Origin of the sequence: Phocaeicola sp. RTP21198st1_B8_RTP21198_201120 (assembly GCF_040929485.1) — a bacterium.
Taxonomy (GTDB): domain Bacteria; phylum Bacteroidota; class Bacteroidia; order Bacteroidales; family Bacteroidaceae; genus Phocaeicola; species Phocaeicola dorei.
Genome location: NZ_JBCOCI010000028.1, coordinates 17,479 through 34,081, shown reverse-complemented (window position 1 = coordinate 34,081; position 16,603 = coordinate 17,479). Strand labels below are relative to the sequence as shown.

The 16,603-nt window shown below is 40.3% G+C and carries 11 protein-coding genes; all 11 read right to left on the bottom strand.

The features are described from left to right. Positions 1 to 137: 137 nt before the first annotated feature. Positions 138 to 986 (bottom strand): substrate-binding domain-containing protein, encoded by an 849-nt coding sequence (locus AB5935_RS12070; RefSeq protein ID WP_007830980.1) that lies wholly within the window; start codon positions 984 to 986, stop codon positions 138 to 140. A gap of 7 nt (positions 987 to 993) precedes the next feature. Continuing rightward, entirely contained in the window at positions 994 to 2,010 is a 1,017-nt protein-coding gene (locus AB5935_RS12065) for a GRP family sugar transporter (RefSeq protein ID WP_007843565.1), read from the bottom strand. 12 nt (positions 2,011 to 2,022) lie between these two features. After that, a complete protein-coding gene (locus AB5935_RS12060) occupies positions 2,023 to 3,447 on the bottom strand; it encodes an L-fucose/L-arabinose isomerase family protein (RefSeq protein ID WP_087388588.1) in 1,425 nt (474 codons plus the stop codon). A 33-nt stretch (positions 3,448 to 3,480) separates the two neighbouring features. Next, positions 3,481 to 4,977, bottom strand: coding sequence for a glycerol kinase GlpK (glpK, locus tag AB5935_RS12055; protein ID WP_087388586.1), 1,497 nt, complete (start codon positions 4,975 to 4,977; stop codon positions 3,481 to 3,483). 25 nt (positions 4,978 to 5,002) lie between these two features. After that, positions 5,003 to 5,941: a transketolase family protein gene (locus tag AB5935_RS12050; protein ID WP_087388584.1), complete on the bottom strand. Its 939-nt coding sequence runs from the start codon at positions 5,939 to 5,941 to the stop codon at positions 5,003 to 5,005. Continuing rightward, on the bottom strand, positions 5,931 to 6,776 hold the full coding sequence (locus AB5935_RS12045) for a transketolase (protein WP_007830962.1): 846 nt from the start codon (positions 6,774 to 6,776) through the stop codon (positions 5,931 to 5,933). The genes AB5935_RS12050 and AB5935_RS12045 overlap by 11 nt, the downstream gene beginning before the upstream one ends. A 342-nt stretch (positions 6,777 to 7,118) precedes the next feature. Next, the gene (locus tag AB5935_RS12040; RefSeq protein ID WP_005842359.1) at positions 7,119 to 7,874 is read right to left on the bottom strand and encodes a DeoR/GlpR family DNA-binding transcription regulator; all 756 of its coding nucleotides are present in this window, start codon (positions 7,872 to 7,874) and stop codon (positions 7,119 to 7,121) included. 11 nt (positions 7,875 to 7,885) lie between these two features. Beyond that, positions 7,886 to 8,500 carry a 3,4-dihydroxy-2-butanone-4-phosphate synthase gene (ribB, locus tag AB5935_RS12035; protein WP_007830960.1) on the bottom strand — a complete coding sequence of 205 codons (615 nt, stop codon included), beginning with the start codon at positions 8,498 to 8,500 and terminating at the stop codon, positions 7,886 to 7,888. 121 nt (positions 8,501 to 8,621) lie between these two features. After that, positions 8,622 to 10,226 (bottom strand): DUF5060 domain-containing protein, encoded by a 1,605-nt coding sequence (locus AB5935_RS12030; protein WP_007843572.1) that lies wholly within the window; start codon positions 10,224 to 10,226, stop codon positions 8,622 to 8,624. Between the two features lie 164 nt (positions 10,227 to 10,390). After that, on the bottom strand, positions 10,391 to 14,713 hold the full coding sequence (locus AB5935_RS12025) for a hybrid sensor histidine kinase/response regulator transcription factor (RefSeq protein ID WP_038611534.1): 4,323 nt from the start codon (positions 14,711 to 14,713) through the stop codon (positions 10,391 to 10,393). A gap of 176 nt (positions 14,714 to 14,889) precedes the next feature. After that, positions 14,890 to 16,587 carry a RagB/SusD family nutrient uptake outer membrane protein gene (locus AB5935_RS12020; RefSeq protein WP_008674085.1) on the bottom strand — a complete coding sequence of 566 codons (1,698 nt, stop codon included), beginning with the start codon at positions 16,585 to 16,587 and terminating at the stop codon, positions 14,890 to 14,892. Between the last annotated feature and the right edge of the window lie 16 nt (positions 16,588 to 16,603).

The following is a 16,603-nucleotide window of genomic DNA, read 5'->3' as shown; positions in this document are numbered from 1 at the left end:
GAGCCACAAAATTACACTAAATATTTCATTCGTAAAAAGAATACTTCTTAATATTGCTCATTGTCAGTCATATTAAGAAGTTAAACAGCCGGTGCTTTGGGTGCATATCTCAGTATAGGCCGTTTCCCAATATAAACTCATTGTTTTATAATTTCATAGGCAGTAGAATGAACCCCTCTATTCTCTATTCTTCCTTCCAGTACATCCAAAGCGAACTCAATCCCTCGGACAGCCATTTGTGAACTGAAAATGTCAGCTGTAGCAACCAGTTTTCCTGTAGAAAGAAATTCTTTCATTACCGCATCATTATCAAAACCCACTACCGGCAAATAGCATTTTTTTTCTTGCATTTGCTGAAGAACCCCCAACGCCATCGCATCATTGCTGCAATATACAGCTTTCAAATCAGGATACCGCATCCACATAGCCTGAAAGACTTCGGCGGCTTTCTCCGTTTCCCAGTCGGCTGGTTCGGACGCCACCAATCTTAACCCTTTTTCTTCTATCGCTTTGATGAAACCTCTTTTACGCTGCTGCGCATTATCGGCTGCCGCCAATCCTTCAATAATAGCAACTTTATCTTCATTCCGCAACTTCTTACCCAATAATTTACCCACTTCATACGCAGCCGCAAAATTATCCGGTCCCACAAAAGCCACTTCTACTCCTGCCTGCTCCAATAGCTGAGCATCCAGCTGAATATCAATATTAATTACCGGAATTCCTTTCCTGACAGCCTCTACTGCAGGCTGAACCAAAGCCTTTGAGTCTATAGGCACCAATACGATGGCATCGACTTGTTGATGAATCAAAGAATACATCAAGTCAATCTGTTCCTTTACCTCTGTCTGTGTAGCCGTTCCCACACAAACCAAATCCAAAAACGGAAGAGGGGCCGCATACTGAATAGCCCCCTCTTTCATCACTTTGAAAAAATCGGCTTGTAACGACTTCATTACAAGCCCTATTTTATAGTTTCTCTTCATTCAAATTTCAATTCGACAAAGTTATGCTTATTAAGCCGATAATAAACAAAGCAAACATAGCCACAATCAGTTTATCAGTTCCTTTCGGAGCATCTTTAAACTCCTTCCAGACAAAGACTCCCCATATCATGGCCACCACAGGGGCCGCGTTGCTAAGGGCGTATGAGATAGCCGGATTGGCAGCACCGGCTCCCATAAAACTAATCACCATGCCACCCATCCATATAAAACCTCCCAGCATCCCTGTGAGATGAGTCTTTGCATCACCGGCAAAGTAATCTTTCATGGTCACTACCCTGCCTTCCACGGGATGTTTCATGGCGAATGTATTAAATATCGGTGTACTAACCAATATACCTACCGCAAAGAAGAACACACCTGTATAAGGAGTCAATGTTCCGGTTCCACCGGCCACATACTGCGGATCCAGGGATTTTACAACCAATCCATAAAAGAACATGATAGCAATACCTGCCATAATAGCCAACAAGATACCTTTCTTGGGTGTGGAAGCTTTACCGGATGATAACTTTCCATATGCTTTTCCGCAAATCAAGATAGCGATAATGATGACTAACACACCACTCCATAGTAAAAACTGATTTCCCTGATAGGTCTGACCGGCCAAAGAGATTAATAAATAATTGAATACAATACCTCCAATCCAGGCCAAGCCTCCACCGATAGGAAAACCTACTGACATTCCGGCTACAGCAATGGCTGCTGTAAGAAATATATTGCCGAAATTCCATACAACACCGCCCAAGAATGCATATTGAATGCTAGACCAGTCCATGACTGCCAAATCCTGAAAAAAGGTACGGCCTTCACTTCCCATACTTCCTAAAGTCACCGCCCCCAATAAAGCTGTAAGGAACAAACCGACGGTCAAATCCCAATAAAACAGTTCAAAGCTCCATTGCTTGGCAGCAACCATCTTCTGTGTATTTGCCCAGGAACCCCAACAGGCACAGCAAATGACACAGCAGAGGATTGCCAAAAAGTAATTATCTACTAATATCATATTTTATTGATATTATTCGTGAATATAGATATTCCAGTTCAGATAAGTTTCAATAGCTTCTGCCAGAATATCTTTCACATTGCCACGGCACATAGCCACGTGATGTTCGAATCCATTCTTACAGATATATTTCATAAGCGGCTGCAGATTATCCACCTTGGTTACTGCTATACAACCATCCATTCCGTATGGATCATCAGTCAGGTCACCTTTACCCAAATAAGACTTGATACAACCCTTCGTATCATCTGTCGAGATACGGAAGAATGTAAAATCACCCTGTTTTACTTTACCGTAAACGGCACCGAAAGTGTGTACTTTACCCAAGGTTCTACCCAATACACCCAAGGTTCCCAGTTTAAGATCATTCATGACGAAAGATTTAGGGAAGTTACCACAATGTGTACATACGCACTTGTTACGATCTTCGGCAAAGTTATTGTTCCAGTCAAGCAACGCCGACGGACGCCCGGAAGCCAAAGTCAACGCATACATAGATACTGCACCGGCAATATCCACTTCACAGGCAGCAGGAATTAGTTTCTCACTCAACATACTCATAGTCACACAAGCCGCACAACCGTAGTTTTGTTCCAAAGAGTCCCAACACTGGATAGCTACAGCATCAATTTCATTGACCTCCATCCATTTTTCTACGGCCACACCAAATTTAGCCTGCAAAACCAGCTTATCACTGTATTGTTCAGGAACAACAGCATACTGTCTGATTTCTTTCAGTTTGGCCTGCAATACCTCATCGGTATCTTCAATCTTATGGGCAGCAGCCAAAATCTCGGAAAGGTCTACCGGAATGACTGTAATACCCGATGCCTGCAACAGCTTCTCACTGGCACGAACCGTCTGGAATCCTGCGGGACGAGTACCGATAGCACCGATACGAGCATGACGAAGACCATTAACTACACGGCAGATAGCTGCAAATTTATTGATATCGGCAGCCAGCAAATCAGAATAAATAGAGTAAGTATGAAGGGTGGTATCAGTAAAAGGAATGCCGTACTGATACAAGTTATTGCATACGGAAATCTTACCACAGAACGCGTCACGACGGCTATCCAAATCAACTTTATCATTCTCGTCATCACATGCCTGAACCAAAACAGGCACATTCAGATCGGCCACACTGATGGCATTGATGATACCGATTTCAAAACCGAAATTGGGCAGTGAAACAATGATTCCATCTATACGTTCCCGATTCTCACGGAACAATTTAGCACACTTCAAGCCATCTTCTCTTGTTTCGATACTGCTACTGCCTGTCGGCGTAGCATCTTCGGGAAGAATGACATAGTCATACCCTTCTTTTGTCAGTGTTTCCAGCAATTGTTTGCGAACGTCTTTTGCTAATTCCGAGTTAAAATAAGCGCGTGTTCCAATGATAACACCAAAACACATTTTCTTCTTGTTTTTCATTTCTAATGGTATTAAAAGTTACGATATATTCAGTTAGTTATTCTGTCCTATTACTTTTTTGACAGCTTCACGCCATCCGCTATACAAGGATTGAAGTTCCTTTTCCTCCATACAGGGAGTAATGCAATTATCAATGGTACGCATGGCAGCAGCTTCTTGGAAACTAGTCCATTTCTTACGGGCAAAGCCATTCATGACAACAGCCCCTAATGCAGAAGCTTCTTCTATTTCCGAACGGTTAATGACAGCCTGCAACATATCAGCCTGAAACTGCATCAGGAACTGATTCTTCGTGGGGCCTCCGTCAACACGAAGGGCTTTCAATTCGATACCTGCCTGCCGTGTCATCATGTCTATCAAATCCTTCACTTGATAAGCGATAGATTCCAATCCCGCACGCAGCACATGTGCCTTGCCTGCATTCAGTGTCATTCCCCAGATGGCAGCTTTGGCATCCGGTTTCCACCAAGGAGCTCCCAATCCGGTAAAAGCCGGAACCAGATAGACTCCATCATTGTTTTTAACCGAAGTCGCTAAAGTTTCAATTTGATTGAACGAATCCACCAATCCCAATTTCTCCACCATCCACTTGATAGTGGCTCCGGTACAATGGATATTTCCTTCGAAAGCATAATACACTTTGCCTAAAGCCGAGAATCCAACGGACGTGACCAGCCCTTCAGGAGCAGTAACAGCCTCTTCTCCAATATTAACCATGACCGATGAGCCTGTTCCGTATGTCACCTTGCCCATACCTGCCTCAAAACACATCTGACCGGTTAATGCTCCATGGGAATCACCTAAAACACCTGCTATTTGCATCGGAGATTTGAACAAACCCTCTATCGTTGTTTCTCCAAAAATAGCATCACAGGGCAAAGCTTCCGGCATCATACTCCGGGGGATAGTGAAGAGTTTCAACAACTCTTCATCCCAGTCTAAAGTATGAATATTAAAAAGCATGGTACGCGACGCATTCGTATAATCTGTCAGATGATTCCTGCCTTCGGTCAGTTTCCAAATCAGCCAGGAATCAATAGTTCCCATCAACAAATCGCCTTTTTCTGCCAGTTCACGTGCATTTTCCACGTTATCCAATATCCACTTAGCACCACTGGCAGAAAAATAAGGATCGATAAGCAATCCGGTCTTTCGTTGTACCAGTTCGCTGTATCCCTTATCTTTCAGTTCCTTGCAAATTGCTGCCCCTCGCTGGCATTGCCATACCACAGCGTGATAAACAGGTTTACCAGTCCGCTTATTCCAAACAACTACCGTTTCACGCTGATTTGTGATGGCAAGAGAATAAGAAATGTCTTTCCCATTCACTTCCTCCTTCTCTAGCAAACAATGTATAGCTTCTATGGTATTTTTATAAATTTCTTCGGCATCGTGTTCCACCCATCCTAGTTGCGGATAGAATTGCTGATGCTCTATATTGACCCGATGCAACAATTCGCAACTTTCAGAGAACAGCATAGCTTTTGTCGCCGAAGTACTTTGGTCTATGGTAATTATTTTGCTAATCATACTATTAGATTTTAAAAGGACATGTTTATTTTTTCATGAATTCAAGAGCAGCCTTACAGATTCCTTCTTTATCCAACCCATAATGAGCAAAGATTTCATGAGAGTTTCCATGAACTACATTTTCATCGGGAATACCGATAATACGTACCGGAACCGGATTTTCAGAAAGCGTCTCAACCACAATAGCTCCCAAACCACCAAACTGACTATGCTCTTCCACAGTGATAATTCTTCCGGTTTCTTCTGCCGCTTTCTTGATAGCTTCCACATCAACAGGCTTTATGGAAGACATATCCAACACACGTGCCTTAATGCCTTTCTCCTGTAACATCAAACCAGCTTGATAAGCATGATAAACCGTTTCTCCGGCGACAATGATGGTCAGGTCCGTACCATCCAGCAACATATTAGCTTTTCCCAGAACAAAATCAAAATCATCATTCTCATACACATCGGGAACAGCAGCTCTTCCTACACGTACATACACCGGTTCGGGATAATCGACCAATAGCTTGACCAGCTTGCGTGTCTGACGGGCATCACAGGGGAGAACGATATTCATTCCCGGAAAAGTTCTTAATACGGCAATATCATGCAGACTATGATGAGTAGCCCCTAAAGCACCGTATGCGACACCACCACTCACTCCCAATATCTTCACATTATTCTGACTATAAGCCAAATCAACTTTCACCTGTTCCAAGCTACGGGCCACATAGAAGCAAGCCGGGCCACATACAAACACTTTTTTTCCGCTATGTGACAAACCTGCTGAAATTCCTACCGCATCCTGTTCGGCTATTCCACATTCTACAAACTGTGCGGGTAATTCTTTTGCAAAATCTCCCAAAGTAACAGAACCCCTGGCGTCTGTTGTAACCGCCACAATATCTTTATCCTGACGAGCCAACTCCAGTAATGTATCTGTAAAGCTCTTTCTGCACGCTATTATATTATTTGCCATTGTTTTCTTTTTCTAGTTTTTCAATTCTTTCGGATATCTCGCGAACAGCCTCTTCATATTGTTCGGCTGTAGGCACGCCATGATGCCATTTTGCAATGCCTTCCATATAAGATACTCCTTTCCCTTTTGTTGTATGGGAGATAAGCAAATGAGGCTTTTTATTCGTATAATCAATAGAATGGAAAGTCCGGATGATATCTTCCATTTCATCCCCATTCATTTCCAACACATCCCAGCCGAAAGCAGTCCAGCGGTCACGCATACTCTCCAATGACATGACCTCCTCGGTTGTACCGCTGATCTGCAAACGATTACGGTCAATAATGGCTACCAGATTATCCAATTTATATTGGTTTCCTGCCATAGCAGCTTCATATATCGAACCTTCCCCTTGCTCACCATCTCCCATCAGTACATACGTTTTATAATCAGCTTTATCCATTTTGGCAGCAATCGCCATTCCAACGCCTACAGACAAGCCATGCCCTAAAGCTCCCGTATTTACTTCAATACCCGGTACCTCTATAGTAGGATGACCGGACAAAATAGACCCGAACTCACCTAAAGTATCGGTTATCTCATGAGAAATAAAGCCTTTTGCCTCAAGAGTAACATATAAAGCCTCCACACAGTGTCCCTTACTCATTACAAAACGATCTCTTTTCGTTTCCTTTGGTTTATCCGGCCAAACACGCATTATATCAAAATAAAGTGCTGTAAGCACGTTAAGACACGATAGATCACCTCCAATGTGCCCTGCTTTTGCTTTATACACAATCTCAACCAATCGTTTCCGATTCTTTTCCGATTGTAATTCTAACGTTTCAACTTGCATATTATTATCATTTATTTTCTTATTCTTTCGCAAATAACGGAATTCAACCGGAATTATCCAACATTAAACGAAAGAAAATGAAATTCAATTTGATTATATTAACAATATATTTCCATATAACCTATAAACCGGGACAATTAATTTATTCTGTCAACAAGGTTATATCTCTATATAAATAAGACTCTTCGATCGTCTCTTTTGTACCCAGCAGAACAGTTATAAAAAAAGAAGCAAACAATAAGGACAAATAGGGAAGCAAAAATCAGAGTTGATAAAAAAGGTGATCAAGAATGTATTTTCCAACATTCTCAATCACCCATATTACCTTTATTTCAGTAAGAATCAGATTACTTCGACCTCTAATTCTTTTAATCTTTCAAAATCCTCCTCGGTTATAGTACTATCTGTAATAATAGCATTTGCTAATGAAACCGAGCCTAAACTAGCAAAAGCACTGACACCTATTTTTGAACAATCAGCCACCAGATACACTTTACTGGCAGATTCTATCATAGCAGATTTCACGACCAAATCACTTAGACTAGGATAAGTCAGTTTCATATCCGAAGAAATACCAGCTGTAGCTAGAAACAATTTATTAGCGCGTATATCTTTAAATGAATCGGCCGCCATTTTTCCTGTCAAAGAAAGTGTAGGAGCCTTGAACTCACCTCCGGTAACAATTAGATTAATACCATGATTCTCACCTAAAATCAAAGCTATATTCAAAGCATTAGTAATGACTGTCAGGTCCTTATAATTCATTAAAAGCTTTGCGATCTCTGTAGTTGTAGAACCGGAATCAAGAATTATACTGTCCCCCTCCTGAATAAACTGAATAGCTTTCTGAGCAATTTCTTTCTTTTCCTCCAAATGAGTCTGATTGAACAATTGTCCGGTCTTGGCAAACGACCCTACTCCTTTCAGAAACGCACCTCCATGCTCTCTTTGGATATACCCCATTTGTTCCAAGGCTTCCAAATCCTGACGGATCGTTACATCCGTCACATTGAAAATTTTACTAAGGTCCTGAACTTTTGCATGTCCGTCTTCACGAATCAGATGCAATATCTTTACTCTTCTTTGATTGAGTGCCATATTTATTAGATTTAGAGGTTATGTTTTTTACGATATTCCTGAATATCCTTAATGGAAACAATTTTCAAACCGAATTTTGCTGCAATCTCACCTAGTTGGGGAAGACGCGCCATTGTACCATCTTCATTCAAAATTTCAACAAGAGCTCCTCCGGGTTTCAAACCTGCCATTCTTGTCATATCCAGTGTAGCTTCGGTATGTCCATTACGTTCCAATACTCCATTTTCCGCACCGTAAAGGGGGAACACATGCCCCGGACGAGCAAACTCGGAAGGATTCAGATTTCCTGCCACCAAAGCTTTTATTGTTGACGAACGGTCGAAAGCAGAAACTCCCGTAGTACAGCCATACCCTCTTAAATCTACCGACATAGTAAACGGTGTACCTAGCAATGAAGTGTTTTCTTCTGCCATCGGAGCCAGACCAAGTTCTTCACAACGTGAACGTGGCAGAGGAGCACATAACAACCCTCTGCCATGAGTAATCATAAAATTTACAATTTCAGGAGTAATCTTTTCTCCTGAAACGATAAAATCGCCTTCGTTTTCACGATCTTCGTCATCAACAACGATCAATACTTTGCCCTGACGAATATCTTCCAATCCTTCTTCTACTGTATTTAACATTTTAGTGTATCTAGGGAGTTAATTATACCGCAAATTTAAGCTAAAACAAAAAGAATCGAAAACTATTAGCCTTTTTTATGATAAAAAAAATCAATCATCTCCCGTCAGAAGGCTTATCCCATCATTTCACCTCTGTTATTCTAAGAACAATATAAGGAGTATCCGGAATTCTTACTCCCCGATGATGTATATCAAAAACACGATAATCCAATTCCTCTGTTGTTTCAAATATCACAGGATATTCCGTGACAGTCATGGCCCACACATCAATAATCTCTACTTTAAACCGTTTATTCTTTTGCAATTTGTTATAATCTGCATTTTTTACCGGCAGATTAAAAGTCCAGAAACCTTTCACATCTTTTCCCATATTGACCAGATAATAGTCTGGTCCAGCAGTAGAAGTAACCAAGTCACGACTGATATCTGCCATCTCCAACGGATAGGGAGCAGCTTCAAGAATCGTTCTCAAAAATTTCACACGTTTCCAGCTTTCACCTTTTAAAGATCCCCCTTGCGCCCAAAAGATAGGTTCGTTCCCCTGCTGATAACATTCACCGTGAGTGACATAAATCCCACCCAACAAACCATTCAAAATAAAGTAAGTCATCTGCTGCGGACTTAACCTTCCCCAACGATAAGGTAGATTCCCTTCATACCCAACCTCATCACATATAACCGGTTTGCGATAAATTTTTCTTAAAGTAGCAGAAGCGGTAGAACTCAGTACCGGTGCCTCATCTTGTATGCTGACATGGGTAAATTCAGGCATCCAATAATCAAAATAAGTAGCCGTCGCTCCATGAATAGAACATAAATGGCGATAAGGATCATTCTCAACCACTGTTTTCGTCAACAGCTTCCAATCGTCCACAGTTTTCGCTTTTACATAATCCCACTCGTTTGCCATAGACCACCATACATTTCTAAAAGAAGCCAAACGCGCAGTAATATATTTAATATAACGTACATTCACCTCATTCGACATAGCATCAAAGCCCCATCTTCCTTTATCATAAGGATGGAAAAGGATCAAATCCGCCTCAATCCCCAAACGGTTCAGTTGGTCTATCCGTTTCTCCAAATGCTGAAAAAAAGCCGGGTCAAATCTGTCAAAGTCCCATTCTTTCCTTTCATTTCCTTCCTTATCTTTTATCGTCTTCTCCATTTCAAAAGGATAAAGCGCGGGCTCGTCTTTCACTAAAGAATAGTTTTTAGGAAACACACACATCCTTACCTTATTAAAACCGGCTTCACCAAACGATTTCAAAGTAGCCTCCTGAGTCGTTTCCTTCATATGTGTCCATGCATAGGCCGTCGTACCCATCGGATAATAACGGGTACCGTCCGCATATTTAAAATTATGTTCTCCGTCCACCAACACCATGCCATGATTATCTTTTCCGGCGGGTACCACTGTGAATGTACCTTTCCGACCATTCATAGCTCCTATACTGGAAGATGTAACATACCTCCATTCCCCGGCGACAGCAGGCATAAACCGTATCCTATAAGTATTCTCACCATCATAAAATCCTTCCACCGTTTTCTTTTCCTTTCCACAAATGAAAGTAGCGGAAAGACGTGTATCAAAAGGATTCCCTTTGGTCACCTGTTTAAAACTCAACTCAAACCGGTCCCAACATTCCACTTTGTCTTGTGCATTTACTTTTACCACAAAACTTAACAGCGTCCAAACAGCTATTACATAAAATTTCGTACTCATCCTATCATGTTTAAAAAATTATATTCATAAAAGTTTTCCGGAACATTTTCATACTGTGTCAATGAGCACAAAGATAGATTTTACCCTTGAGAACCAAAGGTAAAATCTTACATCAATAAGGTATTTTCTTGCTATTTACCTTCATAAACAGCACAAAACGGAACTTAGTTATTATTTTTATACTCAGTCAAAGTCTGATTAAATGCTTTTTTAAACGCCTTGCCAAAGTAACCGGGATCAGAGAAGCCGACGGCAAAAGCAACCTCAGAGAAAGACATACCACTTTGTATAAAACTTTTCGCTTTATTCAACCTATAATTCTTTATATATTCTATCGGAGAAATCCCCATGATACCATTCACTTTCCGATTGAATACAGAACGGCTCATATTCATGAACTCTGCCAGATCATTAACCCGCAGTCCCGGATTACTGTAATTCTCTTCCATAAACCCTACCAGCTTCTGCATAAACAGCTCATCCAAAGGAACAATTTGCGACACAGGATAAGCGATGGCTTCTAAAGGTTCTTTCTTCGGCTGAGCACCATATTTTGACAAAAAAGCCGACTGAAGCACTTTTCTTTGCCTGATCAAGTTCTCAATTCTCGATTTTAAATAATCGCTGCTGAAAGGTTTAGGTATATAATCATCAATCCCTAATTGTAAACCTTGAATACGATCCTCAACAGACGATTTTGCAGAAAGGATAATAATAGGGATATCACAAGTATTGACATTCTCCTTGATGTGCCTTATCAATTCAATACCATCCATACGCGGCATCATAATATCTGTAATAATAAAATCCGGAACTTCCTCTTCTATCTCTTCCAATGCCATCACTCCATCGGCAACTCCAACAACACGGTAAGTACCCGACAATATTTCACATATAAATTGACGCAACTCAGCATTATCCTCCACTACCATCACTTTTACTAAAGTTTCTTTTGTTGCCGGAGGCATGTCCGGCAAAGATATTTCATCATTTTGTTCCGGTTCCGCCAAGACCGTTTCCTGTTCTTCCGAAGTGTCGTTCAATATATATTCAACATTTTTATCCTGAGCATATATTTCCTTTCCCTTATGCAAAACCAGTTTGAATACACTTCCTTTCTTTACTTCACTTTCGACCTGAATTTCCCCATGCAGCATTTTAACCAACTCATTCACCAGCGAAAGCCCTATACCCGATGAAGGCTGCATGTCATTTTCCTTGGACACTGTAGTGAAACGTTCAAATATGGATGGCACTTTATCTTTGGGAATGCCAATACCTTCATCTTTTACGGCAATCGAAACAAACTGTCCGCTTTCCATCACAATCAAGGTAATCGACTTGTTATCCGGTGTATACTTAAAGGCATTGGAAAGCAAGTTAAAGATAATTTTCTCGAACTTATCACTATCTATCCACAAAAAAACAGAAGGCAACGTTGTCTGAAGAGAAAAATTTATATTTTTCTCTTCAGACAACAATCGGAAATTATCCATTATATTATGAAGCATGATAATGATATCCCGGTATTCAATAGTCAAGCCCATTTTTTTATTCTGTATCTTTCTGAAATCCAATACTTGATTAATGAGCAATAACATACGATTGATATTTTTCTGCACCAATTGAAGATGATGCCGGGTCCGGGAAGTCAAAGGCTCCTGGGACAACACTTCGGATACCGGACCGGATATAAGGGTTAAAGGAGTACGTAGTTCATGTGAGATATCAATAAAAGAACGTACTTTTATTTCCGCCAATCTTTGTTCCATATTTACCTTGTGTTTCAAATAGTAAATATAGAAAAAAATATATCCGATAGCTAAAGATATCACCAAGACAACAACTATATAAAAAGCCTTAGCCCAACCGGTTTCCCAAAAGGTGGGTAATACCTGTAAAGTAACCGTTTTCACAGAGTTCATCCAAATACCATCCCCATTGGTCGCCTTTATCTGAAATTGATATTTTCCTGCCGGAAGACTTACAAAACTAACCGAGTTCTTCTTACCTATATAATACCATTGATTATCATCCAACTTATAAGCATACTCGATATCCAAGGAATTAGTATAATCCAACGCAGCAAATGAGATGGTAAAATTCCTCCGCCGGGTAGGAATCTCTAAATAATCCGCATCACTCAATACATGAGATAAATTATCCTCCGAATATTTTATACCTGTCACTACAATAGGAGCTTCATAAGCCTGCTTAACGATACTATCCGGAGAAAAGACAAGCATACCGCCTTCTGTACCCATTAAGATATCCCCTTGCCTGTCTGCAACCGGAAGACATTCACTATAATTAAAAGAACGATTGAAAAAAGTTTCTCCAAAAGACTCAAAAGTCTGATCGTGCACATCAAACAGAGTGATATCCGTTTCCGAGCCGATCCATATATTATGATTTTTATCTTCAATCAAGGCTCTAGCCAACGGAGATGTCTCTTTGCCGAACGACCGGAATCGAAGTTCATCAGATAATAAATTTGATGAAACCAACTTGCAAAGGCCACCTCCATAACAATAACAATAGATAGTTTCATCTGTCGTTCGTAAAACAGACATCACATCAGCACTACACAACCCGTCAGCCGCCTGCGGACGAGGAAGGTTAAGATAAAAACGAATATTTTCGTAATCCGAAAAATCAGAAGAAAAAGTAATCAAACCTTCTATAGTACCCACCAGCATAGTATGACCGGGTCCCTCCACCATACAACGAATACTGTTGGTACGATTAATAGGAAAACCGGACAATTTATTCTCCGCATGAATAAAACGTATCGCCCCATCTTCCTTTTCCTCAACCAAATTCAATCCGCCACCGTAAGTACCAATCCAAATACGTCCGTTATGATCCTCATCAATGCATGATATTTTATTGTCACTGATGGAATAAGGATCCGACGGATTATTCATATAATGATATACCTCATAATGATAAGGACGATTCCGAGGAACAAGCCTGAACAATCCGTTTTCCTTACTGCCAAGCCATATTGTCTGCGCCTGATCCTTCAGCATGACATAGATTCCACCTTCTGCAAAAACTGTTTCCGTTTGAGCCAGTTCCCCATCAGGCGACAAATAACCCAGCAAGTTTTTCTGTGAATCCATAATACGTATAATCCCTTTCTTTGTTGCAATCCATAAATGTTCGTCGCTATCAAACAGAAATGATTTTGTATCAAAATAATTGTCCAACTCCCTATAAGTATAGGGACTAGGCGGAAAGAACATTTTTATAAATGAGCGCTGGGATTTGATCCACAAATTATTTTGTTTGTCAACATAAGTTGTTTTAATAATAGGAGAATAAGGTATATGATTCCTTCCCGGTGTAAAATAAACTTTTAACTCCCGGCTCTTTTCGTCATAATAACTGAATATACCTTTATAAGGAATAGTCCAAACCACTCCGTTAGGATCTTCATAAATAAAGAGTTCATTTTCCGGAGAAGAAGCCATGTATCCGGAAGGAGTATTCAAATATTGTTTCACTCCGGTTTCCGGATCAAGCCGGATAATTCCCGGCAATCCGGTAAATATCCATAGAAATCCTTTAGAATCCTGATAGACTTTTCTCACAGCCGCATCGTCATGCCCCGGAAGAGAGAAATCATATTTCTCCATCGCCAGTTCAGGGAAACGGCATAGGTACAAACCTTTATCAGACAAAACAGCCAGCTGATTATCTTTCAACACTTTAATTCCGTTTATATGCTGAATCTTCTCTTGAAAAGGAACGATGTTGAATTGCATGGTATTTACATCATAATAGGCTAGCCTGCCATTCTGTGATGCAAGAAAAACAAGATTATCCATTGTTTCGAACATAGAAAAGGGATATGAACTAATGGTCCGCTTGCCAAATATGCTAACTCCCTTGTCACTAAATACCCATTCCTCTCCCTGTTTATCTTCAAAGACCCTACTGACTTTCCCCAGTTCCACATCATCAATAGCTGTAATATACTGAATCCCTGAAGAAACAGTACACTCTTTATCTGAAATTCTGAAACATCCTCCATTATTTAAAGTAACCCAAGTAATCCCTTTGGATAAAGGATACAAATTTTCTATTTGCAACGGAGTATTAAAATGTTGTTCATACTGTTTCAGAACATTAATCAGCTTATTTTCATGAATATCATATAAATACAGGCTATGACGATCGTATGCAATCATCCATAAATTGCCGTCGGCCGTATTCTCCAGCCGCTGCATGTGCTGGTTCAAAAGAGAATCAAACTGAAAAGTCTCGAAATCGCGTCCATCAAACCGGCTTACCCCATTCCAAGTACTAACCCATATAAAACCATTATGACTTTGAAGAATCTGCGCCGGATTACTTTGAATCAATCCATCTCTAACAGTATATTGACGTGCAACACAAATCGGTTGTCCTTTGACAAAAACAAAATGAAGAGCTAACAACAAGATGCCCCATATATATTTTAACTTTATTGTGTTTTCCATTTTATATCGATTTACCAAACAAAGTACAAAGATAACCAAATGTAGATTTCCTCCTAGAATAAATTATCAATTAGACATAAAATACAAGGTTAAAATAGAAAAAAACGGCAACTTTGGTATAAGAACCAACAGCTGCCATTTTTCCTAACTACCTTTTCACCCTATTTCCTACAAGCCTATTTATATCCCTCATTTTGTAAAAATTCGTCTTTATTCGTTATGGCGTCCAATAAAGTTTGTGGAAATGGACGCAACATATGATAAGCTTTCACATTTTTACCGGCATCAGGATTTCCGGCTTTTATCCGACGGATAAATATTTCACTTCCCATTCGTTTCAAATCAAACCAACGCAATTGTTCTCCGACCAATTCCCGAGCACGTTCATCCAATATGAAATCAATATCCTCAATGTCACTTTGAGCAACTTTCATAGCCTCCTCTTTGCCAGCCTTAGCTCTTTGGGCACGAAGAATATTCATATAAGCCAACGCATCCGCCTTGCCGGCTTTTGCTCCTGCTTCCGCCACAATTAAATACATTTCTGCCACACGGATTATAAAAGCATCCCGTGTTCCACGATCCTCGTTCACCGTAGCACGAGTAGGGTCTTCAAATTTAGAGATAGGCATACATTGTTTCTGACTTTTTACAGAACCATCTTCATGATAAATATCTGTCCGATCAAGTATCTGATAACGTCCTTTGGCCCACTGACGCTTTACCTGAGGAACAACATCTTTTGTTACCCATATAGCAGTATCCCCTTGTACCATATAAGGGTAGTTATCTCCGGTTTTTCCTCCATTAGCCTTCCATAACGAACGGAAAGTCACTTCAAAACGTTGGTCTATATTCTCGTCATAACAATCCAGCAAATAACGCGTCGGCATATAGTGATTAAAAGGACGACCATATTCTATGCTTCTGACCATACCGGGCTGGTCATCATACTTCATACAGAAAATCAAATGAGTATGGTTACCCCCTGAACGAATAATATCATTATCCATTTCCTGATTATACAACTGATTGGTAGAAGAATAATCAATATACCAAATCACTTCCTTATTGCCATTTCCATCAGAATTTTCCATATCAAATACTGAGGCAAAATCCTTTGATAACTCAAAAGGGCCATTATCAATCACTTCTTTTGCCAAAGTATAGGCTTGTTCATACAATGCTTTATCATTCAATTCACTTGCTCTAGTCAATAGCAAACGAGCCTTCAAAGCTTTGGCAGCCCACATCGTAACACGCCCTCCATCCGATTGCGCAACAGACAACCGGCTATCCATACAAAAATCCAAATCTTCAAAAATATGAGTATAAATCTCTGAAACCGAGGTTTTCCTAGGTGCCATAACAATAGACTCCGATGGCTGATCCGTATAATAAGTATCTCCAAATGTTTCCACCAGAATCCAATAATAATACGCCCGTAAGAAACGCACCTCTGCTTCTCGTTTACTGGTAAGTGCCTTATCACTGAACGGAACATTCTTTACATGATAGATGGCTGTATTACAAAAGTTGATCGCTTTGTAAAAACGGTCATAATACTCTTTACTGATAGGATTGGTCCCATCAAAATCATTCTGATAAGAAACAATGGCGGGATAATCACAACCGCCGCCCGGAGCCAATATATCCGTTCCCGTTTCACTGAATGCCATAGCAGCAGACTTTCCACCCCAAAAACGCAAGGGAGTATAACAAGAGTTAATCAAAGACTCAAAACCTTTCTCAGTATCATAATAACCACCTTCGGTAGTAACCGCACTACGATTGTGTTCTTCCAAAAAATCAGAGCAGCCCGAGCAAACCATAAGAGTAGCTGCCAATGCATATAATAATGTAATTCGTTTCATAATTTTCATTCTTTAC